This window comes from Candidatus Lernaella stagnicola (assembly GCA_030765525.1).
GTDB classification, from domain to species: Bacteria; Lernaellota; Lernaellaia; order Lernaellales; family Lernaellaceae; genus Lernaella; species Lernaella stagnicola.
In genome coordinates this window covers 64,858-88,410 of record JAVCCK010000005.1, presented here as the reverse complement: position 1 = coordinate 88,410, position 23,553 = coordinate 64,858, and the positions used below count along the sequence as shown (strand labels likewise).

The window sequence follows — 23,553 nt, the reverse complement described above, 5'->3', positions numbered from 1 at the left end:
GCAAGCCGATCGAACACACTTTTCCTTTGCCGCCCCACATGGGCGCCCGGCGATAATAACCGCCGCTCCAGCCGGCGGCAAGCGCAACGTGCTTGACAGGCGGCGTGATACCGGTAAACAAAGAGCACACTTGTAAGGAGGTCGCGTGGAAGTATTGCTCTTGGGAATCGGCGGCATGATGCCCATGCCCGGACGTTGGTTGACCAGCGCCGTCGTGCTTCTGGAAGGTCGGGCTACAATGTTTGACTGCGGCGAAGGCACGCAAGTGGCGCTGAAAAAGAGCGGATTCGGCGTTGGGCGCATCGAGCGCTTCGTCATGTCGCATCTGCACGGCGACCATCTGCTGGGCCTGCCCGGCATGTTGATGTTGATGACCCAAGCCGAAATCGAGCAGGAAGTGGAAATCGTCGGACCGCCGGATGTCACCCGCTGGGCGCGCGGCAACCGTGATTTGTTACGCTTCTACCTGAACTATTCGCTGCGATACACCGATTTGGAAGCCGACGGCGGCGAAATCAAAACCGACTCGTTTACGCTTCAATATCTGCCGCTCAAGCATTCCACGACGACATATGGCTTTGCTCTGATCGAAAACGAGCGACCGGGCAAATTCAGCCTCGCCAAAGCAAGAGAATTGGGCGTGCCCGAAGGGCCCCTGTTCGGCGCGTTGCAGCGCGGGGAATCCGTCCGGGTCGGCGACCGCGAAATCAAACCCGAGGATGTCCTGGGCCCGGCGCGGCGCGGGCGAAAGATCGCCTACGCCACCGATACCGCCCCGTGCAAAAACGTCTATCGATTGTTAAAAGATGCGGACTTCGCCGTGATCGAAGCCATGTTTCTCAACGAAGAGGAACAGGACGCGGCCGAAAAAAGGCACCTAACCGCTAAACAGGCCGGCCGCATCGTGCGCGAAAGCGGCTGCCGCCGCGCGGTCATCGCCCATGTCAGTCCACGCTATCGCTGGGAAGATCTGCAAACCCTGGAAACGCAGGCCCGCGAAGACTGCGACGCCATCGAACTGGGAAAGCCCCTGGAACGATACGCCGTGCCGCTACCCGACTGAGCGATTTCCCGTTTTCTTATTGACTGCGGCGGATGCGCTCAAGCGTGCGATAACGCCACGCCGCCAGTCGATCCAAGCGCTCGGGATGAATCGGCGGGGGGTCGAGCCAAGCCGGGTTGATCGGCGCGCCCTTCGCCCTTGCCGAGCCCAACGCGGGCAAATCCGGACCGGAATGCTCCGACGGAAATGTGATGTGCCGGTCGCTGGAGTTGTAGACCAGCAGCGCCCCGCCGTCGACGTCGAACGGTTCGCTGTCGTCGATATTGCCGTCGCCATCCACGCCGTAATACACGATGTGCGTCCCCTGGGTGCCGGGGTATTCGACGCTGGTTTGCGCCAGGCGGAACAGGGTGCCGCCGAACGGTTCCAGGTCGACCGACGTGGTATCGACGGCCACGGTTGGGGCCGCGCCCGGCGTCCATGAAAGCATGCCGTTGAAGCCGTAGGCGCCGGACTCTTCCTGCAACCAGGCGGCGAGTTCGTAATGAATGACCTCGTCGACCATCGTCGAACCCAGTTCCGTGGCGATGAAATCATCCACTTCGTTGGGATTTCCGTTCTCGAGATGGAAGATATCGGCAAGCGAATCGATGCCGTCGAGCCGTCCGGCCAGGTAGATCCACCACAGGTATGCCTGCACGTAGTTGTCGTAGTTGGCGTAAACCCAATGCACGAGAGAGAGCCCGTTACCGATTTCCTGTTCGGGATCGGCGAGATAGTAATCCAGCGCTCCTTGATGAATACCGAACACCGCGTGCACGGCCGCTTCGGCCAACCCTTCGTCGTGGTATTCCCAGTATTCGTAGTTGTTGCCGTGCTCCGCATTGTAAAGCAGATGCTGAAACTCGTGCGGCACGACGTTTTCAACCATCAGGGAGCCGTACAACGAGTTGACATGAACCATGTCCGCTTCGTTGGAATGCAACCCCCACCACGACATCGATTCATCGTCGGAATACTGATTGACGCCGCTAAAATAGCCGCCGAAGTACTCGCCGCCGTCCAACCCAAGGATCAATATCCGCCCGTTGCCATCCACGTCCGGCGCTTCGGTGAAAAGTTCGGTCTCGATGGGATATACCTGATCGTCGAACACTTCGATCGTATGCGCCACGTCGGCCACCGATTGCCCGCTTTCTACGTAGACAACGCACGTTTCGCCGATGCCGCCGCGATAAGCGGTGATTTGGTACTGGTCGCCGGTGGCGAAATCCCAGGTCCAGAAACGGGCCGTATCGGCGGCGGGAAAGGCGCCGGTCAGCGGTTCGCCCGCGTACTCGGTCGGCTCGATCGTCAGGGTGTACTCAACGCCCAGTTTTTGTTTGCCGGTGGTCAGCGTGACGACGTTCGCCTTGGCGAAAGTCGCATCCTGGACATTCAGGCTGCCGTAATCGGATGTGATCGTGTAGATATTCGCATTCGCGGCGGCGGCGGCGCCGGGGCTGGCGGAAAGCTGCACTTCGACCGTGTATTGGTCCGGCGCCTCCACATCGGTAACCGACACGCCGTCCCAATCGCCCGGGGGCGGGGTGAGATCGTCATTATCGTCATTATCGTCATCGTCGCCGAGGTAGGTATCATCATCGTCGTCGTCGGACGCGTTGTTGTCGTCATCGTCGTCGCCGCCGCAGCCGACGGCGGAAAAAACCAACAGCAGCGACAACAGGGCCGCCAAGAAAAGAAAGCTGCGGGACTTCATGCTGAAACTCCTTTTTCGTCTCCCCGGCGCGGATAGTAGCAGATTGCAGGGCTTGGATCACGACCCGTTCGGCGGGGCCGAAGGGCGGACGGCGTGGAGGTCGGCCTTAAATTTCTTCCAGTAGTCGGTGGCCATCGTGCTTCCTTGCGATTTGGGAGATCGTGTCAAACGTCCTGCGGCGGTGCAGGACGATGCGACTGTGGCCCGGATAACGCGGGCGTCGAGGAGCGACGGCGTTGTTACGCTAGAACAGGAAGCTGAGTTGTCCTTTGAAGTTGCGACCGGCTTCCAGCGGACCGGAACCGTGGTATTTGTACGGTTCGTCGAAGAGGTTTTCGACCGCCATTGTAATCTCGAAATATTGGCCGACCGTAAATCCGCTGCGCAGGTGCATGACAGCAAAGCCGTCGGTGCCTTCGGGGCCGATGCGCGAGTCTTTTTTGTCCGCGTCCGACAGCCGCTCCTGCTTTCCCGCGAAATCACTCGCGATTTCAAACCAAGCGTTCTGCGAGTTCCACAGGGCCCGCACATAAGCGTTCCCGGTGGGGGGCGGGATACGTCGAATCGGCTCTTCGTCGGTTTTGTTTTCGCCGAAGGTGTAAGCGAACGCGCCGCCCGCGTGAAGCAAGTCTTTGAGGATGATACCGCTCAGTTGGGCTTCATAGCCGTATATGTACGCCTCGCCGACGTTTTCATTGCGGCTTACTTCATCCTCGCCGATGAAATCCTGCCCGTTGTACGTGGTCGGCTTGCGCGTAATCAAATCCGCGATATCGGAGTAGTACGCGAAAAACGACCCGCGCAGGCGGGGGTACGAAACCCGATAACCCAACTCGTACTGAATCAGCGTTTCCGGCTCGAGGTCGGGATTGGGCACGTCGAAACGGCCGTCTTCACTGCCGAGCTTGGTTAGTTCTTCCAGGCTCGGAGCACGAAATCCGCGAGCGACGCCTAAGATGATGCCGTGGGCGTTGTGCGGCTTCCATAGGCTGTGTACAGCCCAGGTAACGTCGCCGATGCCCTCGTCGATGGTCACCTGTCCCAGGTTCGGATCGTCCAGCTTCGCGTTCGGCGCGAAGTGGCTATATCGCACACCCGGCACCAACTTCATCCATTCCCAGGGCGTGACGCGAACCTCCAGATACCCTGCCGCGGTCGTGAATGTGGAGTTATCAGGGAACTGCGGATCGACGTCCTCCACGCCCGGCCCGAAGCGCTCGCGAATTTCCCGCTCGGAGGAAATCATGTCGTGGTAAAACTCGCCGCCGTAAATAAACCTTGCCCAGCGACCGACCGCCGATTCCAACTGCAGACCGGCGCCGGCCGTGTCGACCCGGTCGAGATCGCGTTGCTCGTGGTCGAGGTCGTCGGCCTTGATCCGCTCGCGACCTTCCGTCTGTTCCTGGTAGGACGTGAATGCCGTGATGTTGTCCAACCCCGGTGTCAGGTCGATCACCGACAAACGCGTGTAGTAGAGATTGCGGCGTTGCGGCTCGAAGCGGTTTTTCGGATTGCCGGGATCGTAATTCGGCACGCGGTCGAAATTGACGTGCTGCGCGGAGAACTCCCAGACCACTTTGTCGCCCATGTGGAAGTCTGCGTTGCCTGCGAAATCCTGCTCTTCGTAGCCGGAAGGCGTCTGTACCTCGTTGCTGCCGCCCGGATCGATGTCGCCGAATTGGCGGAAATTGCCGGAAAAAGACATCCCAAACAGCCCGCTGATGTTGGAATCGAAGCCCAAATGGCTGGTGACTTCCTTCTCCGCGGTTGTGGCCCGTTGCATGAGTCGCCCGTCCAGGCCGAAGTAGTCGCCGAAGTCCTTGCGCCGCTTGGTGATCACGTTAATCGTGCCACCCAAGGCGTCCGAGCCGTACAACACCGAACCGGGGCCCCGCACCAATTCAATCCGCTCGATGAAAAAGGGGTCGATCGTGCTCAGGTATTGATTTGGGCCGCCACGGAACGTCGAATTATTCACCCGGACGCCGTCGACCAGGTAGAGCACCTGATTGCCCACGAGTCCGCGAATGAAGGGTGCGCCGCCGCCCAAGTTCGTACGCTGAACCGACACACCGGCCGCCCGCCGTAGCGATTCGGGTACCGTGCGACCGATACTGTCGAGCAACTGCTTCTCGGTAACAATTTCCACAGCGCGCGCGGTGTCGGCCACATCCTGCTGCGAGCGCTCGGCGGTGACGACGATTTCCTCCAGTTCGGCGTCATCGGCGGCGAGGGCGGGCGCTGTGAGCAGTAATGCGATGAGGAAGAGCACCAAAGCGACACGATGCTGGTAGGTACACATGGCGGGGCTCCCGGGGTCACATTATTTTTTGGCCGATTTTCCGACACGGTAGGAGAAGCGACTGACCCGGTCAAGCGTGACACGTTTGGCGGCCGAATCGCCGGTCTACGAAAAATCGTCGTTACTCGATAACGACTTCGTCGCCATCGGCGGGAATCTCGCCGGGGTACGGATCATCTCCGAGTTGCTCCAATTCGTTGAGCATATCCTCGGCAAGCTCTTCGTCCAGCGCATCATCGGGCACAGCGCCAGGATCGGTCGTAGCCGCACCGGCCGGTTTGCGACGGCCTACGGCACCCGGCCGCGCCGCCTTAGCCGGCGGCGCGCCGCCGTTTTGTTCCAGCCGCCGTTTACGGGCTTCGGAACGGCGCTTCAAGCGCGCTTCACGACGTTTGCGGGCTGCGTCACGGCGATCCTGCGGCGTGCGGCGGTTTTGTTTAACCGCCGGTTTGCGGGTCTTGGGTGTAGCGGGTTTCCGACGCGCGGCCGCCGGCCCGGCAGCCGCCGGCGCAACTTCGCCGCCTGTGGAAAGCGCAAGTTTCGGGCGATCGAGATTATTGAGCTTCGGGGAGGGCATTTGCAGATACAACCACGCCCCGAATACGACGCCGACGACGCCGATGATGATCGATAATTTTCTCATTTGGGGGCTCATACATACCTCACCTTATGGTTCCACGCTATGTGGTGGACACCGCCGTGCGCCGAAAGGTTCGGTCACCGCCGCAGCACGTGTCCCGCGAGGGTATCTTTATAATACGTATTCTCTTCCACGACCACCGTGCCGTTGACGACGACCATGCGTATCCCATCCGGGTCGTGGCGCGGATCGCGGAACGTGGAATTCGACTTGATTGTAGCCAGGTCGAACAGTACCAGATCCGCGAAATTGCCTTCGCGAAGATAACCGCGGGCTTTGATGCCCAGCGAATCGGCCGACAGCCCGGTGCACTTGCGAATGCCGTCTTCCAGCGAAAGCGCCCGGTTCTCGCGTACGTATTGGCCGATGAATTTCGGATAACAATCATAGAATAAATGGCTCGGCAAGCCGAAGGACATCAGGATCGAATCAGTGACGATCGACGTGTTCGGGTCCACCATCGGCGCGGCGAGGCTCGTCTCGATGAAGTCGTCACCGGGATAGGTCAGGGTTTCAAACACCAGCACTTTGCCGTCTTCCTGCAACAGCAATTCGCAGGCGACATCGAAGGGATGCATGCCCCACATTTTGCCGATTTCCACAAGGTTTAGGCCTTCGAGGTGCTTGTTCTTCTCGCTGGGCACGCTCATGATCGACACGCTCGCCCAGCCCATCATCTTGAAGAAATTCATCGACCACGTGTCGTCTGTGTCGTGCGGCCAAGCCCGGGTGTCACCGTGTTCGATATCCCGCCGAATCCGCTTGCGCACGTTTTTATCGCGCAAGTTGCCGACGATCTCCTGCCGATTGGCTTCCGCGAAAACCCAGGGCGGGAAAAAAGCCATCAAGTGCGTAAATCCCGCGCTGGTTGGCATAGCGTCCACGGCGATGCGCGCCGCGCCGCTTTGCCGGAGGCGGTCGATGTTTTCGAGTACCTGCGCCGCCGCCGAATCCGAGGGGACCGGGAATTTCACGTGTTCGTAAATCTTGCTGCCTGCCTTCACGATGCCGCGGAAGGCTTTGTTCAGTAAGGGGCCAAAATCCGGCAACCAGAACAGGTGGCTGACTTGCGCGTGCACGCCGGCCTCCTGCGCAATTAACACCGCCTCGTCGATCGCTTGCGACAACGTGGCCGAGTAGGAACGCAGGTGGCTCGCGTAGCGGCCGTCGTAACGGGCCAGCACCCGCGCCAGGTCGATCAACTCGCCGGTTTCGGACTGACTGCCCGGGAAATACTGCAGACCCGTCGACATGCCCAGAGCACCCTCGTCCATGGATTCTTCCAACCAGCGACACATTTGGGCGATTTCGTCGTGGCGCGCGTGGCGCGTTTCGGGGCCTACGGCCGACAGGCGAATCATGCCGTGCGGCACGAGCAAGCCGGTGTTGCACGGCACGCCCAGTGTATCGAGCCTCTCCATGAACTCGCCCATGGAGGACCAGGTGATCTTGTCCCGCACGTTTTCGGCGAGAAACGCCTCGTGGTAGCTGTCGATGAACTCGTCGAAACGTGTCGCGGGCAGGGGCGCCATGCCCATGCCGCAATTGCCGCCGACAAAAGTCGTGATGCCTTGTTTGAGCAGCGGGGCGAACAAATCGGCGGCGTTTTCGCGGAAAATGACGGTATCGGCATGGGAGTGGATGTCGATGAAGCCGGGGCACAGTACCAAGCCGTCGGCGTCGATCACCCGCGCGGCTTGGGCGTCGTCCAAGCGGCCGATGGCGGCGATTTTTTCGCCTTGCACGGCCAAGTCGCCCACAAAACGGAGACTCCCCGACCCATCAACAATCGTGGCGCGGCGAAACAACAAGTCGTACATGGGGTGTCCTTTCACGAAAGATGGGAAGCGACTTTTTGGATAGCATCCAGCACGACGTCGCGTTCTTTATCTGCCAACACCGACAGCGCCGCCTGCGCCACGCTGTCGAAAATGGAATAGTGAGCCTTGATGACCGACCGCCCGGTGCGGGTCAACGTAAGCAGAATGGCGCGGCGGTCGTTCGGGTCGGTTCTACGGGCCAGTAGCTTGCGACCGAACATCTTATCCGCCGTCCAACTCACCGTCGAAAGCGGCAGCTTAACCCGCTGCGCCAGATTCTTAACCCGGGTCGGGCCGTTTTCGTCGATAACCAACAAAAGCCCCAACTCCTTGGGCGTCACCTGCAACATCTCGTCGTGAAACACGTCGACGTGGCGGTAAATCGCCCGCAGCGCTTGTGCAAGTGCCGCAGCTTGTTTTGGCTCCATCTTGTCGTCCTTTCTCCTCATATCGGTCAACTTGCCGCGCTCGCTCGCGCCCGGCGTGTTTTAGCCTTCGCCGCGCGCGCCGGTTGCGCTCCCCAACCCGCTTCAGTCACCCGCATCGCGTTGCCGTAGAAAATGGCGTCGATTTCGTCGTCGGAAAAATACTTGGTCATGGCCTCGGCGATTCGGGGCAGGTGGGAGGGATTGTAGCAATCGCGAAACGGGTGCGTCAGCCCGTCGAAATCGGTACCGATGCCCAGGACCGAGACGTCACCGGTCACGTCCGCGGCGTGCCTCATATTGTCCACGAGCAAGGGAATTCCGTTGCCGTCGTCTTCGTAAAGCTTGATCGGCTCCATGAGCAGACGCTTGCTGATGATCAGCCCGACTACGCCGCCCAGCGCGTGAAGTCGGCGCAGTTCGTCATCGGACACGTTGTACTCATGCTCGTAGAAATGCTTCAGACCCACGTGCGATAGGACAACGGGACGCCGGCATTCCTGGGCGATCTCGTACATCGCGAAGCGGGCGTGCTCCTGCACGTGCGACAAGTCGGCGATCATGCCGATGTCGAACATCTCGCGCAGCAGTCTTTCGCCCAAATCGTTGTGTTGTCCCCATTTCCACGTGGCGCGCTTCATGGTCGCCATCGTGTCGTCGCGGCCCCGCACGACACGCCCGTTTTCCACTTTGGGAACCAATTCGCATGAGTCGGTCTGCGGTGCGAAGGGTTGATCCCAAAAATGGGCGAGGGTCAGCATGTACACACCGCGCTCGCTTAGATAATGCAGGCGCTTTTTCGCCCGCTCCCAAAGCTGCTCGACGTCCGGCTCGTTATCGGACTCGGACCCCAGCACGTGCGGACCCTCGACCGCGTGCAGCACCGCGATTTCATCCTCGGCCAAGGTTGCGATATCGGCGAACTTCGTTACCAGCTTCAACCGGGGGCCGCCCAGAACATTCAGCCGGTTCGTGTTGATGATCGCCTGCTCGAGGCCGTCGATCTGTTGCAGCAGACTTTTCCACGGATCGATGGTCAGCAATCTCAGGCCGCGCCGGGGCGACACCAGCCCCAACAAGAGTTGCAGCGGCAGCTTGACACCATGACGGGCGAAATCCCGTTCGATGACGTAGTGGGTGTTCGTCAACACTTTCACGGGGCTGCGTCGAAGGTTGCGATACTGGTACCGAAACGCGAGCGGATTCCAGTGCGGCCCGTTGTATGTGTAGGCCTGAAAAGCGTTGGCCAGGTACGGCAGGTTGTGAATTTTTATGTACGGGTGCGCGTGTAACTCAAAGAAGCGGGTCATCAAAGGGCCTTTCTACGCGACGGCGTGCCGCCTCGCCAGCATGACCAACCGGGCGGATGGAACCGGAGTCGGTCTAACCATTGAACTTTCCAAACCTTAGATAGTCCCCGCCCGGTTGTCAATTCGACACGGCCGTGTGACCGAAAAATCCTGCGTTCGGCGCGCTTCCCCACCGTGGCGAATCAGGGTACACTAACCCGCCTTATTTGGTCGGCTTGAAAGGAGCGCGTTGATGAATCCGCGTCGAATCGGCATGGTGGCCCTGGTTTTCTGCCTACTGCTTCCCGTGGTCGCGCACGCCTTCGTGGCGGGTGTGGAATTCGCCCCGGCGGCACCGGCGCAGGTTACGATTACCTCCCGCACGGCCGACCGCCTCGAACTGCGCGTCGACGTGCCCGAATTGCAGTGGGCGCGGTTAGATGCTGAAGGCGTCCTGTGGGACGTTGTGGCCGTCGAGGACCTGGGCTGGACTTCGGACGTCGGTCGTCCATTGCTGCCCGTATATACGCGGCTGGTTGAGGTCGACGCCACCGAAGGAATCGCCGTGCGACTCCTCGAGGCGGACGCCGAGACTTTTCACGATGTAAACCTATTGCCGGCGCAGCCCCCCGTCGACCGCAACGCGACGACCCTGCCGCCGTTTGAGATCGACGACGCGGCCTACGCCAGCGGCGCCGTGTTCCCGGTTTCGCCCGTCACGACGGGAAAGCCGGTCATCATTCACGGCCGTCGCTTCGTGCCGGTGCACTTCTATCCGCTCTCCTATAACCCGGCCGCAGCGGAATTGCGCGTGTTGCGTTCGGCGGCGCTGTCGATCGAAGGCGGTCAACGCGACGGGCGCAATCCGCTGATGCGGAGTCTGCCGCCGAGCACGGTTTTCTCGCCGATCGTCAACGACCTAGCATTGCAGTTCGATCGTAAGGGCGTGCAAGACAACTGGGCGACGCAGGACGGCACGTTGCTCGTGGTTGTCTACGACGAATTTGCCGACATTATGTCTCCTTACGTGGACTGGAAACGCAAGAAGGGCCTGCCGGTCGAAGTTCACATGGTCAGCGAACTGCCCGGCGCCGGACAGGATCCGCAGCTTCTCAAGCAGTTCTTTTACCAGCGCTACAACAATCCCGACCTGCCGCCGCTCGATTACATTTTGCTCGTCGGCGACAATCAACACATCAAGACGATGGTCGGCCTCTACGGTTGTGCCGCCGATTCCAAATACGTGACGCTCGACGGCGACGACTACTTCCCCGACGTGATCATCGGGCGCTTCCCGGCCGGCAACCGTCGGCAAATCGCCAATAGCGTGCAAAAGAGCATCGCCTACGAAATGACCCCGGCCGTGGATACTCCGGCGTGGTTCCGCCGCGGCCTGGTGATGTCCGGCTCCGATTCGGTCGATGACCAGAACGCCACCTTCGTAGGCGAGATCCTCGAAAACGAGGGCGGCTTCGGACACGTCGACTACCTGTTTACCAGCCGGCATAACTTCAGCGCGGACGTTATCACCGAAAAAATCAACTTGGGCCGCAGTTGGGTGTCGTACTTCGGGCACGGTTCGGCCTCGAATTGGTCGAGCCCTTTCCCGGCGTTTACCAATAACGACGTCGTCGCGCTCAACAACCAGGGCATGCTGCCGGTTATCACCGACATTGCCTGCGACAACGCCCACTTCGACGCCGCCGCTGAGTGCTTCGCCGAGGTGTGGATCGAAAGCAACGCCGACGCCGGCGCCGCGGGCATCTTCGCCGCCAGCCGTAACACACCCTTCGGCTATACCGACAAACTAGGGCGCGGCGTGGCCGTCGGCCATTTCCGTCAAAACTACCTGACCTTCGGCGCAGCCGCGTATTTCGGCAAAATCTACATGTACCACTTCTATCCGGAGCAAGCCGGCAGGACGACCGAAGAGGTCATGCAGCACTATCTCATTTTCGGCGACCCCGAATTGAACGTCTGGTCGGACACACCCAAGCCCCTGGGCGTCGAATACCTGGCGGAAATCGAAGTTGACGCCAAGGATACGCTGACCTTCACCGTGACCCTGCAAGATGCGCCGCTGGCCGCCGCGCTGGTTCATGTGTGGCGCGACGAGGAAATCGACCTCGCCGGTCGCACGGACGCGCAGGGCGTGGCCGACTTCATCCTGGATGAACCGCTCACCGAAGGAACGCTGCAAGTGATGGTCACCGGGCGAAACGGCCTGCCGTATGAAGGCGTGATTGAAGTCGTGCCGGCGGCCTCGGCCGATGACGACGATACGCCGGGCGGCGACGATGACGACGATACGCCCGGCGGTCTTGACGACGACGATACCGGTAGCGGTGACGACGACACTGGCGACGACGACGATGACGCCACGGACGACGACAAGGGCGGCGGCGATGATGACGATAACAGCGGCGGCTGTGGCGGCTGAGTCGGCTTGTTGATAGGCAACCATCCTAAGTACAACGGTCCCGGTTAGGGACCGTTTTTCGTTTGCCATGGGAGGCAAAGTTGCTAAAAGCGAGGTCAACCGGACACAATGTGTTTCGTTTCGGCGCTTGGGGCGTGCTTGGCGGCGTCTTCGTGGGGCTGGCCGATACCTGGCTGGCCCGCGAGAGTCTTGTGAAAGTGTGGAGCGAGTCCGACGCGCTCAACGTCGTCGTGACGGCGCTGACCGGCGCGGCCATGTACAGCCAAGTCTTCGCCGTTGCGCTCATCTTGGCAGCGGTGTTCTTCCTCTTCCTTTCCCTTTGGCCGCGCCGCAAAGACGACCCGGCAACTCTCGACACTCTCGGTCTTGCGGTGACGATGATGGCGGGTGGGGGATTGTACGCGGCGATCGCCGTCAATGCTTGGGCGCTGGGCATTCGTTCGTGGCAAAGCGTCGTAGGCAATGCGGTGCTGCTGGCCGGGGCGTTGATGCTTGTCCTCGTCCTCGTGCGGATGCTGACCCCGTCGCTCGGGCCGCGTTTGGCCCGCCGGCGAATCCTGTGGGCCGCGGGGGTGGTAGAACTGGTGGCGCTCGCGACGCTGGTTGGGCTCAGCCTGACTCACGATCCGACCTTTCCCGATCGGCCGGTAGCGACGCCGGACGCGCCGAATATCGTTTTGGTGACGGTCGACACGCTGCGCGCCGATCACTTGTCGTGTTACGGCTACGACAAAATCCGCACGCCGAATATGGACCGCCTGGCTGCCGACGGTATCGCTTTTGACCGCCACATCGCCGCCACGAGTTGGACGCTGCCGTCAATCGCTTCGCTTCATTCCGGGGTGTATCCCGACGTGCACGACCAGTTTCTGCCGACCTTGCGGCTCGACTCGGGCTTCGCGACCACCGCCGAAGTCCTGCGCGAACGCGGCTACCTGACCGCGGCGTATCTAACCAACGCCTACCTAGTGCGCAAGTTCGGATTTGATCAGGGCTTCGACGCCCACGCGCACGCGAAAAACCACCGCAGCGACCCGGTCTTCGCCGGTTTCAGCCTGACGCGCTTTCTAATGCCGATGCTGGCTGTGCGGCATGCGGCCGAGAACGTCGCCGGCGACGCCGTGGATTTCCTGCGCCGCCATCGCGACCGCCGGTTATTCTTGTGGATACACTACATCGACCCGCACATTCCCTATGGCGCGTGGTACATCAATCAAACGCCCGCATACGCGACCAAACACTTGCCGAGCGGTAGAGCGCAGGTGAACAATATCGATCCCTTCCTCGAACGGCGAAAAAAGCCGACCGCTGATGATCTGCTGAACCTCAACGCCGCCTACGACGCGGAAATCCTGTATCTTGACAAACAAATCGGACGGTTGCGGGACGGACTGGCCGAACTCGGCCTCGACCGCAACACGCTTTTCGTATTCACCGCCGACCACGGCGAGGAGTTCTACGACCACGAGTATTGGTTCCACGGGTTCACCCTCTATCAGGAAACTGTGCGCGTGCCGCTTTTGGTCGCCTGGCCGGGCCGCGTGACGCCTGGGCGCCGCTCGGATGTGGCGTGCGGTACAATCGATATTGCGCCGACCCTGGCAAGCATAGCCGGTGCCGCGCCGCCGCTGAATTTCGTGGGTAAGGATCTGCGTCCCTGGTTGTTTGACGAGGGGCCGAAGGCCGACGACCCGCCGGTGTTCTCGATGTTGGACAAATGGGGTAAGACGTTGCGCGGCGTGCACACGCGCCGGTGGGACCTGATTCTCGATATGAAAAACCGCGGCGCGGAGCTTTATGACGCTGCAGCCGATCCGCGGCAGACGAATAACCTGGCGAGCGAACGGGAGGATGTGGTTGAGTATTTGCAGTCGATGTTTGAAACCTGGTCGGCGCGGACGCCCGCGTTGCGTGAAAAGGTGCGGTCGGGCCAAGACAACCGAATCGAGTTGGACCGCGAAACCCTGCAGTATTTGCGCAACCTGGGCTACCTGAGCTAAAGCACGATGCTGTTTCCGAGCCACGAGTTTCTGTTTTACTTTTTGCCGCTTTTGCTGGCGGTATATTACGCCGTGCCCGATCGGTCGCGCCGCCTGTTGCTGGTCGTGGGCAGTTACTTTTTCTACGGCTGGTTTGACCCGCGCATGGTCAGCCTGCTGCTGGTGTCGACCGTTGTCGATTACCTCTGTGGCGGACGCATTCACGCAACGAACGACCCGCGGCGCAAGAAGCGTTTTCTGACGCTCTCGATCCTGATCAACCTCGGCTTGCTCGGCTTCTTCAAATACTTCATGTTCGCCAATCGGAGCCTGGGCTCGCTGTTTGCGGTGGCGGGCGTAGCCTATCCGGATGCCCTGCTTTCGGCGCAGGTCGTGCTGCCGATCGGCATCAGTTTCTTCACGTTTCAGAGCATGAGCTACACGATCGACATCTACCGCGGCAAGGTGCGCCCGGCCGCGAATCTCATTGACTTCGCCTGTTACATCGCCATGTTTCCGCAGTTGATCGCCGGGCCGATCGTGCGCTATTCGGCCATTGCCGACCAATTGCGCCGACCGGTGTTCAACACCGCGCGCTTCTATCTCGGGTTGCAGTTTTTCGTGATCGGCTTGGCTAAGAAAGTACTGTTGGCCGACAACCTCGCTCCGCTCGCCGAAGCCTTTTACGACGCCGAAAGTTTTGCGGTCTTTTCCTCGCTGGATGTGGTGACGGCAACGATCGCCTACAGTCTGCAGATCTATTTCGACTTCTCGGGTTACTCGGATATGGCCGTGGGGCTGGGGTATTTCCTCGGTTACAAGTTTCCGCAGAATTTCGCGTCGCCCTACAAGTCGGCGTCGATCAGCGAACTCTGGCGCCGTTGGCACATCACGCTGTCGGAATGGCTGCGCGACTACCTCTACATTCCTCTCGGCGGCTCGCGCGGCCCGCGCTGGGCGGTCTATCGCAACCTCGGCCTTACGATGCTGCTGGGCGGTTTGTGGCACGGCGCGAACTGGACCTATGTCCTGTGGGGAGCGTGGCAAGGCCTATGGCTGATGATTGAACGCCCGCTGGGCGGCCGTTCGGTGTTCCACCGCGCGCCTCGTATCGTGCAGGTCGTTTGGCTTCACGTCGTGTGGAGCTTGGGGTGGCTTCTGTTCCGCGCCGCCGATTTGACCGCGTCCGGCAAGATATTCGGCCGCCTGGTGGCCTTCGACCTAACCGGGTCGCAATTGCTGGGCCAGTCGTTCCGCCTGCCGTTGGTGGTCGGAGTGATCGGCTTGGTCGTCGCATTCGGCTTCCGCAATTCATGGGAAATAAGCGAGCGCCCCACGTGGATGAAATCCGCCGGCTTGGCGCTTTTGTTTTTGTTGAGCGCGATCGCCCTGTTCGGGTCGGTCGTGCATCCGTTTTTGTACTTCCAGTTCTAAGGGAGAAAGGTGAAGACGCCCGAACGCCAAACATCAACCGCGAAGCCGTGGCGGCACATAGCCGTTGTGGCCGGCGTGTGGTTCGCCCTGGCCCTCGTGCAGTGGGTGTCGCATGTCGCACCGCTTAGCTGGACCGCGTTTCGCGCCTGGGAAGTCGTGGCGGCGCCCGATCTGCCCTTCCATCCGCACGCGCGCTACGCCGGGCAGGCTTCCGGCGACTTGGGCAATATCGCGGGCGTGCCGCAGTTGAAACACCGGCACAGGCAAGTCTTCACCGTCGACGAATACGGCTTCCGCAACCCGGTCGGTTGGGCCGACCGCCGCCCGCAGGTCGTGGTGGTCGGCGATTCCTTTGCCGCGGGCTCGCAGCTTTCCGACCATGAAACCCTCGCCGCGCTCATCGAAAGCGAGCTCGGGTTGGTAACCTACAACTACGCGACGATGCCTTTGCGCGGCTTCTTTTACGACGAACGTTTCCGCGACGCGACCCCGCGCGTCGTCGTCGCCTTTCACGTGGAACGCGAACTGAACGCCGACCTGTTCACGATTCCCGAAGCCGAAACCTTCCGTCCGCGCGCCTACGCCGATCAGAACGAATATCGCCGCACCCACCGCCGCGGCCCGCGCGCATTGTGGCGCGAGCGAACGCACTTGGCGTCGCGGCGCAGCTTGGTGACGTGGGCGGCCGAACGGTTGCGGCAAGGCGCGCTGTGGTCGGCCCGGCTGTACGACTTCCCGCCGCAGATTGCGCATTTCGACCCGACGACCGGTTTTCTCTTTTATGCCGAAGGCTCTTGGGTTAAACGGTCGCCTGCCGCGCAACGCAAGCGAGCAAACGCGGCCGTCACGGCGCTGGTGGAAGCGCGCGCGAAACTCGCCCGCCGCAATATCGAATTGGTTACCGTCATCGCGCCGGATAAGGAAACCGTCTACCACGATTTGATTCCGGATTTGGCCGACCGCGCCGTGTACGAGGTGCTGGACGATTTTGTGAAACAATCGCGCCGCCGGGGCGCGCGCGTCGCGGAGGTTCATTGGGCGTTGGCGGACCGCCGCGCCACCCACTCCGACGACCTCCTTTATTTCCCCGACGACACACACCTCACCGCTTTGGGTACGCGAATTGTCTTCAATGAATTGCGGTCGGTGCTCGCCGAGCTAACCCAGTAAGTAGCGGCGCGCGGTGTACAGGACGCCGCCCAGTTGCCGCAGCTTGAGCATTTTCAGCAGATTCCACAGCACGCGCGGTCGTAGGTAGAAACGCAGAATGGCGAAGCGCTGAATTCGCTTGGCCGTTTTCGGAAGCAGCGGCGCGCCGTTGTGCGCCGTGAAAAAGTTGATGTGCGCAAAGTCGGCCCCGGCCTGGTGCATCTGGTCGCCCCACTTGCTGCCGGGTAGGGGCACGAAATTGCCGTAGTGGGCAAAATCGAGACCGAGCTTGGTGCTGTGGTGAATGGAGCGCTTAATTGTCGCCTCGTCTTCGCCGGGCAAGCCGATGACAAACAGCCCCTGGGTTTGCAGGCCCCGCGCCTTCGACCAGGCGATGATTTTGTCCAGGCGTTCGAATTCCACGGTTTTGCCGAAGTGGGTCGTTTCCGACAGTGTTTCGATGCCCAGGCTGATCTGGTAGCACCCGGCTCGCGTGAACAAGTCGATCAGTTCTTCATCCAGCGTGTTGACCATGACTCCGTTCGGGAACTTCCACGTCCAACGGCGACTGTTGGCGATTAGAGCTTCGCAAAAAGTCACGATATGCTCGCGCACCAAAGTGGGATTGTCGTCTTCGATATGAAATTCCCGAATGCCGTGCCGGTCGGCAAGCATCTCCATCTCGGCGATGACGTCCAGCGGGTCCCGGCGTCGAATGTCGCTGCCGAAAAGCCATGTCGTGGCGCAAAACGAACAGTTGAAAGGACAGCCGCGCGTCGTCATAATCGGCGCCACGGGCAACTCCCGCACAAAAAGCTGGTGCGGTATCGGCGGGTAGTGCTCCGGTTCGAGCAAATCCCACGCCACCCAAGGCAAGGCGTTCAAATCGCTGATGGCCTCAGCCGGGCCGGTGTCAATTACTTCGCCGTCCCGGGAAAAAACGAGGCCCTGCACTTCACTCGGGTCGCGCCCTGATTCCAACGTCGCGAGGAAGGCGGGCAGGCTTTCCTCACCCTCGCGCACGAAAGCGTAATCCGCCTGGAAATCCGTCAGGCTGCGCTGCGGATGAACCGATACGTGCGGCCCGCCAATTAGCAGCAGCGGCCGGGGGGACAGCGTGCGGATAGCCCGGCTGACCTCCAAGGCGTTGCTGAAGTTCGGCGTCATGACCGACAAGCCGACGTAGTCGGCGCGCCAGACGTCGAGTTCGGCGATCATTTTGCGGGTGGAAATGTGCCGCCGCGCCAAGTCGTAAACAAGTACCTCATGGCCTGCGTCGCGCAGTACCGCCGCCAATATGCCCAGCCCCAAGGGCGGCATGACGGTTACGGCTTCCGTGCTTGGAAAAACGAACGCGACGCGTGCCAATTCCTCTTCCTTCTTTCACTTTGGGGCGTCACGTTAACACGGCCCCCCAGGTTGGGCAAGTTTACGGAAATCATGGTAAAATTAAACGTTACAAAAAGCGCCCCGGCGATCGTGTGAATTGTCGGGGCCTAGCCCGAATTGCAGGGAGATCGGCATGTTGCTGCCCAGTCCAATGGAAAGCGTACGCATTCACGTGGAAGCGGACTACCCGCTGATGTACATCTTGACCTACGAAGAATCCCGCGTGCAGGCACACCTCACAATGCTTGCGGCGACGTTGCAGCCGGCGCGCAATATCTATATCTGGTCGACCACCGAAGGATACAATGACGGCCCCGACGGCCCCGGATATGCTTTGGGCGATCCCGTCGCCGCCATCGACCTGGCGATTGAAACGGTCGATGCGGGCCTCTTTATCCTCAAGGATTTCCACGCCTATCTCAAAGCCCGCCCCGACGTGGTTCGCCGTCTGCGCGACGCTCACAGCCTGCTCAAGGGAACCGGCAAAACAATTTTAATCCTCGCGCCGATTCTGACGATCCCACCCGAAATGGAAAAGCAAATCACCATCGTCGACTACCCGCTGCCCGACATGGTCGAGATCGGGGAAATCCTCGCCGACACCGTCGAAACAAGAAACATGCATGCGCTCGACAATCTCAACGCCCAAGACAGCGAGGCGCTGATTCGCTCCTTCCTGGGCTTGACCGCCGAGGAAACATCCGCCGTGGCCGGGAAAATATTGGCCACGCGCGGCACCTTCGAAATCTCGGCCATTGAGGAAGTGATCGAAGAGAAGCGACAACTGCTGCGCAAATCCGAAATCGTCGAATTTGTGCCCAACACAATCCGCATGCGTCACGTCGGCGGCCTGAATAATTTTAAGAAATGGGCCAAGATTCGTGCCCGCGGCTTCACGAAAGAAGCGCGCGATTTCGGCCTGCCGGTTCCAAAGGGCATTTTGATCACCGGCATTTCCGGCTGCGGCAAAAGCTTGGTGATTCAGGCGCTGGCCGCCCATTGGCGTCTGCCGCTGATGCGCCTGGACATGGGCCGCATTTTCTCCGACTTCGGCGGCTCGCCGGAAGAAAGCCTGCGTCGCGCCATCTTGACCGTCGAGGCCGTGGCGCCGGCGGTGCTTTGGATCGACGAAATCGAAATGGGCATCAGCGTCTTTTCCGACTCGGTGGAATCGGGATCCACCAGCCGCATCTTTGCTTCGTTCCTGACGTGGATGCAGGAGAAAAAAGCACCCGTGTTCACCGCCGCGACCGCCAACGACATCGATCGCCTGCCGCCGGAGATGATTCGTAAGGGCCGCTTCGATGAAATCTTTTTCGTCGATCTGCCCGACTACGCCGAGCGGGCCGAAATCTTCCGCATCCATTTGGAAAAGCGCGGTAAGAAAGCAAGCACCGTGAGCATCGAGGGTTTGGCCAAGAGCGCCGGAGGCTACACGGGCGCGGAAATCGAAACGGCGATTATCTCCGGTTTGTACGCAGCGTTCAGCGAGCACCGCGAACTGGAAATCTCCGACATTTATCGCGCGCTCAACGCCATGGTGCCGCTGTCGGTGACGATGAAAGAGGAAATCACCAAGACCAAGCGGTGGGCCGACAACCGCGCCGTGCGCGCCAACTAATCAAGCCACGCGACTCATCACGCCGGCCATCGTCGCCCGCACGCCGTGCGCAATGACGGTCCACAACACGGCGGCCGAACCCACGAGAGTTACGTCGTATCCCAACAGGGCGAGGATGACCGTATAACCCGCCGCGCCGATGCCGATGCCGCCCGGGACGAAGCTGAGAATAGAGGCGAGGCAGGCGAACATCGACGCCGTCGCGCTTTCTAAAAAGCCAAGACCGGGCAGAAATGTTCGCACCAAAATGAAGCTGGCCGTCATATCCAGCAGCCAACCGGCCACCGTCAGCAAACTGTTGGCCGCCAGCGTGTTCCGGTTGCCGAAGGGAATAAGCGCATCGCGAAAAGCGGCGAGGCCTTTGTGCAGACGGGCCGGCCAGCGGCCGGGCAGGCGGCCGACTAGAGCCATCGTCACGTCCAGCCGCCACAGCGCGACGATGAGCACTGCCAAGCCCACGCCGACGAACGAGCCGGCAAACGCGCCCGCGGTGCGGTAGACTTCCGATTCGGCGGGAGCGAGGCGCGCCAAGTTCCAGGCGGCCAAGCTGAAAAATGCCAGTACCACGAGCATGTCGATGACGCGGTCGACGATCAGCACTGCGAAACCGGTCGCGACCGGCACGTCATGCTTGGCCAACCAAACCGGGGCCAGCATTTCGCCGGTGCGGGCGGGCGTCAAATTGGCGAAAAAGGCGTTGAGGCTGTAGGCCCGAAGGCAGGCAAGGTAACTTGCCGGACGCGCCGCGCCGCGCAAAAACACGTACCATTTCACGGCTCGCAGGCTGATCATCGCCGCGAACACTGCCGCTGCGAGGGCAAGCGGTCCCTTTGGCGCCACCCGCCAGGCGCGCAGCATGTCGGCCGGCCCGATCCGCACAACCAACAACGCCAACAGGCCGGCGCCCACCAGCAGCAGTAACCAACGCCAAGGGGCGCGGCGGGGTGTTGGCGGCGGCGTTGCCAGAGTGTCTCCTTTGTTGCTACGTTTTGCGGCGCATATGGTATCACATTTACATGACACCACCGACCGAACGCGGAGCGGGTAACGGGATGAACCGGCGTATAACGATTTTGGCGATCGTGATTCTCCTTGCCCTACTAACGGCTCCGACCTGGTTCTACGATTACTTCCCGCGTGTCGACTCCGGCGCCTACGTGATGGGCGCGGCGAGTCTCGCCGACGGGCATGCGCCCAGGGTGCTTTCACACCCCATGCAGCCTCCGGCCACTTATCCCCCGGTGACGATGCTGTTGCTAACGCCCGCGTATCTCTTAACCGATGGCAGCGACGTGGCGATGCGCCTGACCATGGCGCTCTGCTGGCTGGCGGCCATGCTTCTGCTGGCGTGGCACTGGCAGCGCGATTGGCGCGGGAGTCGGCTGCCCGGCGTGCTTCTGCTGGCCGGCTTCAGCTCCATTTGGCTGTACGTCGGCCGTATCCAAAGCGAAGTGCCTTACCTGCTCGTCACCGTCGCGGCGCTTTATGCGGTGGAACGACTCAAACGCGACGACCGCCCTTTCGGCGGCCGCTGGGGACCACTGGCCCTGACGCTGGTGATCCTCGCCGGACTCACGCGGCAGATCGGTTTGATGCTGGCCTTGGGTGCGGCGGCGTACCTCGTGTGGGACCGGGCGCGACTGCGGCGCGGCGCGGTTTTGGCCGTGTTGTTCGCGGTCGTGGGCGCCTTGCCGTCCGTCGTGTTGTACGCGGTGACGCAACCCGGCCAATTCTCGCCGGAAAAAAGCAGCGTGCTGCGCCGCAACGGGTGGGACCCCGGGCAGGGCCAGATGTCGATGCTTTCCCGCGAGTTTGCCGGCCGCGTGAAAAGCAACATCCAAGTCAGCACCCAGTTGGCCTCGGGGGCGTTCTTCGCCATGGATTTCCCACCACAGCGCACCGCCGCTCGCGCGGCGCTCGTGATCCTGACGCTGCTACTTATCATCGGCTATGTCCGGCAATGGATTCGCGGGCCGACGGCCGCCGAATTCTACGTGCTGTTCTACACCGCGCTGTTGCTCGTCACGCCCTGGCTTGTCGAGACGCGCTTCTACACGGTTCTGATGCCGTGGCTCGCCCTCTACTTGATACTGGCCGTTGAGTGGATCGCCGGCGGGCTGCTGCGCGACAAGCGACGCGCGTGGATCGCCGGTTGCGCCGCTGCCGTCGTCATTGCCGCCGCGGCCATGGCCACCGCGCTGACCTATGATTTCGTGGACCGGTGGAGTCAAAAGGAAAACCCCGAAGCCGCCGCCTATCAGTGGGCGAAATCGCTCACCACCGCCGAGGATGTCGTACTGACCCGCGACCCCTTTGCTCTGTATGTTGTGACCGGGCGGCGGGCAATGAGCTACACGGCGGGCGAGCAGAAATACCAGCCGCTCTACCGGTTGCCGGGTTACCTGGCGGCCGGGGGGCGTCTCGACGCGGTTTTGTACCCGGTTGTCGAGAGGGAGGAAGTGGAGCGGCGGCTCACCGACGCCGGACTGCGGATGGGTGACCTGCAACGTCACGGTCGCTGGGCTTTCGGTCGCCTGCAGCAATAATCGGCCGGCCGCGGCCGGTCGCTTGACGCGTCGCGGGTCGCGGGGTACAAACCGCGGAAACCCGACTCACAGCGAGAGGATCGTTATGACACAAGTCGGTCGATACAAAATTATTTACGCCGGTTCCGTCAAAAACCTTCGCAGCCGCGTTCGCCCGACGCGAACCCGGCCCGGGGTCTTCTTATTCGAGTACACCGATGACTACTCGATTTTCGATTACGGCAAAATGCCCGACACGATTCCCGGCAAAGGCGCGACCGCGGCGGTGAGTTCCGCGTATTTCTTCGAGCGTGTCGCCTCGGCGGCGGCCTGGCGGCGGATGGCCGAATCCGACGTGTGGAAAAGCGTTCGGAACAAGGCCCTGCGCGACGAGTTGCTCGGCAGCAAGGCGTTGCGGCGGCTCAAGAAAAGCGGCATGCCCACGCACTACCGGGGCATCGTGGACGTCGACGGCAAAACGGTTTCGCTCGACAAGCTCAAGACGCCCAGCAACGTGATTGAAGTACACGCGGTGAACATCGTACATCCGCGGCCCACGTTTTTCGGCGGACGACGCATCTGGAACTACAACCACATCCACGACGAAATGAGCAATTTCCTTGTGCCGCTCGAGTGCGTATTCCGTTTCGGCCTGCCCGAGGGCAGCAGCCTGCTGCGCCGTTTGGCTAGTCGGCCCGACTACCACCTGGAACTGGGCCTGAGCAAAGCACCCAAGGCGGGCAGCATGTTGTCGCGGCCGATCGTCGAATATTTCAGCAAGCTAGAGCCGTCCGATCGCCTGCTTGACGCCGAATTGGCGCTGAATGTCTCGGGCCTGCGCAACGACGATTTTCTCGTTCTGTCGCATTACACGATGCTGCTGGCGCTCTTCCTTCGGTGGGAGTTCGCCAAGGCACAGGTGAAGCTGTGGGACGGCAAATTCGAATTCGTGCACATCGACGATTTGGCGCTGGGCGATGCGATCACGCCCGACGAATTGCGCTTGACACTGCGCGGCGTGCAGCTTTCCAAAGAGCCGATCCGCCAGTACTACCGCAAATACGAGCCGGGTTTCGTCGACGCCATGGGCCGCGCCGTCGCCATTGCCCAAAAAGTGGATAAGTCGCTGGCGAAAATCGTCAACGACGACCTCAAAAAGGCGCCGCCGAAAATGAACGCCGAGTTTCACGCCGCCGTGCGCGACATGTATATCGGCCTCACCGAAGCGGTCTGCCAAACCGGCTTGTTCGGCAGCGCGCCTTCGCTAACCGACGTGATGAAAACTTTCAAAAAGTTCGGAGTGGCGTAATGGCGTCCGGCGACGGCGGATACGACTTCGCCTCCTTGGAGTTGTCCATCGACGTCGACGGCAACTGGCAGCACCAGGACATCGTCATCACTCACGAGCGCGTGCTGGCGATGCTCTACCTCGCGCTGCAAAAAATGGGTGACGGCTATTTCGTCTGCACCGAAGGGCTCTGCCTGCCGGTGCGCGTGGCCGACTGCCCCTACGTCGTGCTCGCGGTGCGGCACGAGCCCGAGCAGATCACCCTGCTGCTCACCAACGGTCGCCACGTGGCGCTCGACCCGGCCGGTTTAACCATCGACGCTGACAGCGTGCCGCGCTGCACGATCGACGCCACGGGCGTGACGGCGCGTTTCTCGCGCGCCGCGTGGTCGCAACTCGCCGAGGCAATCGAGGACACCGGCGACGGCGGCTTTGTCTTGCGCGTCGGCGATCGGAAAGTTCCCGTCACACTGGTTGGGTAGTTGCCGCG

The 23,553-nt window shown here is 61.1% G+C and carries 17 protein-coding genes; 9 read left to right on the top strand and 8 right to left on the bottom strand.

What is annotated here, in order from left to right; genetic code table 11:
- Nucleotides 1–145 precede the first annotated feature (145 nt).
- Nucleotides 146–1,063 carry a ribonuclease Z gene (locus P9L99_02285; GenBank protein ID MDP8222164.1) on the top strand — a complete coding sequence of 306 codons (918 nt, stop codon included), beginning with the start codon at nt 146–148 and terminating at the stop codon, nt 1,061–1,063.
- A gap of 16 nt (nt 1,064–1,079) precedes the next feature.
- Here the strand turns inward: P9L99_02285 and P9L99_02280 are convergent, their stop codons facing one another.
- The 6 genes from P9L99_02280 to P9L99_02255 all read right to left on the bottom strand — a co-directional run bounded on the left by P9L99_02280 (nt 1,080) and on the right by P9L99_02255 (nt 9,259).
- On the bottom strand, nt 1,080–2,762 hold the full coding sequence (locus P9L99_02280) for a hypothetical protein (protein ID MDP8222163.1): 1,683 nt from the start codon (nt 2,760–2,762) through the stop codon (nt 1,080–1,082).
- 244 nt (nt 2,763–3,006) lie between these two features.
- Nucleotides 3,007–5,064: a TonB-dependent receptor gene (locus tag P9L99_02275; GenBank protein ID MDP8222162.1), complete on the bottom strand. Its 2,058-nt coding sequence runs from the start codon at nt 5,062–5,064 to the stop codon at nt 3,007–3,009.
- Between the two features lie 121 nt (nt 5,065–5,185).
- Complete coding sequence (locus P9L99_02270; protein MDP8222161.1) at nt 5,186–5,707, bottom strand: hypothetical protein; 522 nt, start codon at nt 5,705–5,707, stop codon at nt 5,186–5,188.
- 74 nt (nt 5,708–5,781) lie between these two features.
- Nucleotides 5,782–7,524 (bottom strand): amidohydrolase family protein, encoded by a 1,743-nt coding sequence (locus P9L99_02265; protein MDP8222160.1) that lies wholly within the window; start codon nt 7,522–7,524, stop codon nt 5,782–5,784.
- 11 nt (nt 7,525–7,535) lie between these two features.
- On the bottom strand, nt 7,536–7,952 hold the full coding sequence (locus P9L99_02260) for a MarR family transcriptional regulator (GenBank protein ID MDP8222159.1): 417 nt from the start codon (nt 7,950–7,952) through the stop codon (nt 7,536–7,538).
- Nucleotides 7,953–7,978: 26 nt separating this feature from the next.
- Complete coding sequence (locus P9L99_02255; protein MDP8222158.1) at nt 7,979–9,259, bottom strand: membrane dipeptidase; 1,281 nt, start codon at nt 9,257–9,259, stop codon at nt 7,979–7,981.
- Between the two features lie 232 nt (nt 9,260–9,491).
- Between P9L99_02255 and P9L99_02250 the strand changes: the two genes are divergently transcribed.
- From P9L99_02250 to P9L99_02235, 4 genes are all read left to right on the top strand, one after another.
- Nucleotides 9,492–11,678: a C25 family cysteine peptidase gene (locus tag P9L99_02250; GenBank protein ID MDP8222157.1), complete on the top strand. Its 2,187-nt coding sequence runs from the start codon at nt 9,492–9,494 to the stop codon at nt 11,676–11,678.
- Between the two features lie 80 nt (nt 11,679–11,758).
- A complete protein-coding gene (locus P9L99_02245) occupies nt 11,759–13,678 on the top strand; it encodes a sulfatase-like hydrolase/transferase (protein MDP8222156.1) in 1,920 nt (639 codons plus the stop codon).
- Nucleotides 13,679–13,684: 6 nt separating this feature from the next.
- Nucleotides 13,685–15,091 (top strand): MBOAT family O-acyltransferase, encoded by a 1,407-nt coding sequence (locus P9L99_02240; protein ID MDP8222155.1) that lies wholly within the window; start codon nt 13,685–13,687, stop codon nt 15,089–15,091.
- A gap of 9 nt (nt 15,092–15,100) precedes the next feature.
- Nucleotides 15,101–16,261, top strand: coding sequence for a hypothetical protein (locus P9L99_02235; protein MDP8222154.1), 1,161 nt, complete (start codon nt 15,101–15,103; stop codon nt 16,259–16,261).
- On the opposite strand, the gene P9L99_02230 is transcribed toward P9L99_02235, so the two are convergent.
- On the bottom strand, nt 16,250–17,608 hold the full coding sequence (locus P9L99_02230) for a radical SAM protein (GenBank protein MDP8222153.1): 1,359 nt from the start codon (nt 17,606–17,608) through the stop codon (nt 16,250–16,252). The genes P9L99_02235 and P9L99_02230 overlap by 12 nt on opposite strands.
- A 154-nt stretch (nt 17,609–17,762) precedes the next feature.
- On the opposite strand from P9L99_02230, the gene P9L99_02225 reads away from it, so the two are divergent.
- On the top strand, nt 17,763–19,250 hold the full coding sequence (locus P9L99_02225) for an AAA family ATPase (GenBank protein MDP8222152.1): 1,488 nt from the start codon (nt 17,763–17,765) through the stop codon (nt 19,248–19,250).
- Here P9L99_02225 and P9L99_02220 read toward each other — a convergent pair whose 3' ends face one another.
- Nucleotides 19,251–20,159: a lysylphosphatidylglycerol synthase transmembrane domain-containing protein gene (locus tag P9L99_02220; GenBank protein MDP8222151.1), complete on the bottom strand. Its 909-nt coding sequence runs from the start codon at nt 20,157–20,159 to the stop codon at nt 19,251–19,253.
- A gap of 143 nt (nt 20,160–20,302) precedes the next feature.
- On the opposite strand from P9L99_02220, the gene P9L99_02215 reads away from it, so the two are divergent.
- The 3 genes from P9L99_02215 (at nt 20,303) to P9L99_02205 (ending at nt 23,545) form a co-directional block, all read left to right on the top strand.
- Entirely contained in the window at nt 20,303–21,796 is a 1,494-nt protein-coding gene (locus tag P9L99_02215) for a hypothetical protein (GenBank protein MDP8222150.1), read from the top strand.
- An 85-nt stretch (nt 21,797–21,881) separates the two neighbouring features.
- Nucleotides 21,882–23,084 (top strand): phosphoribosylaminoimidazolesuccinocarboxamide synthase, encoded by a 1,203-nt coding sequence (locus tag P9L99_02210; GenBank protein ID MDP8222149.1) that lies wholly within the window; start codon nt 21,882–21,884, stop codon nt 23,082–23,084.
- Entirely contained in the window at nt 23,084–23,545 is a 462-nt protein-coding gene (locus P9L99_02205; protein MDP8222148.1) for a DUF1285 domain-containing protein, read from the top strand. Before P9L99_02210 ends, P9L99_02205 begins: the two co-directional genes overlap by 1 nt.
- Nucleotides 23,546–23,553 lie beyond the last annotated feature (8 nt).

Bases quoted from the DNA above. Each gene is read 5' to 3' on its own strand.
- P9L99_02280 (MDP8222163.1), bottom strand. From the start codon at position 2,762: ATGAAGTCCCGCAGCTTTCTTTTCTTGGCGGCCCTGTTGTCGCTGCTG.
- P9L99_02275 (MDP8222162.1), bottom strand. From the start codon at position 5,064: ATGTGTACCTACCAGCATCGTGTCGCTTTGGTGCTCTTCCTCATCGCA.
- P9L99_02270 (MDP8222161.1), bottom strand. From the start codon at position 5,707: ATGAGAAAATTATCGATCATCATCGGCGTCGTCGGCGTCGTATTCGGG.
- P9L99_02265 (MDP8222160.1), bottom strand. From the start codon at position 7,524: ATGTACGACTTGTTGTTTCGCCGCGCCACGATTGTTGATGGGTCGGGG.
- P9L99_02260 (MDP8222159.1), bottom strand. From the start codon at position 7,952: ATGGAGCCAAAACAAGCTGCGGCACTTGCACAAGCGCTGCGGGCGATT.
- P9L99_02255 (MDP8222158.1), bottom strand. From the start codon at position 9,259: ATGACCCGCTTCTTTGAGTTACACGCGCACCCGTACATAAAAATTCAC.
- P9L99_02250 (MDP8222157.1), top strand. From the start codon at position 9,492: ATGAATCCGCGTCGAATCGGCATGGTGGCCCTGGTTTTCTGCCTACTG.
- P9L99_02240 (MDP8222155.1), top strand. From the start codon at position 13,685: ATGCTGTTTCCGAGCCACGAGTTTCTGTTTTACTTTTTGCCGCTTTTG.
- P9L99_02225 (MDP8222152.1), top strand. From the start codon at position 17,763: ATGTTGCTGCCCAGTCCAATGGAAAGCGTACGCATTCACGTGGAAGCG.
- P9L99_02215 (MDP8222150.1), top strand. From the start codon at position 20,303: ATGAACCGGCGTATAACGATTTTGGCGATCGTGATTCTCCTTGCCCTA.
- P9L99_02210 (MDP8222149.1), top strand. From the start codon at position 21,882: ATGACACAAGTCGGTCGATACAAAATTATTTACGCCGGTTCCGTCAAA.
- P9L99_02205 (MDP8222148.1), top strand. From the start codon at position 23,084: ATGGCGTCCGGCGACGGCGGATACGACTTCGCCTCCTTGGAGTTGTCC.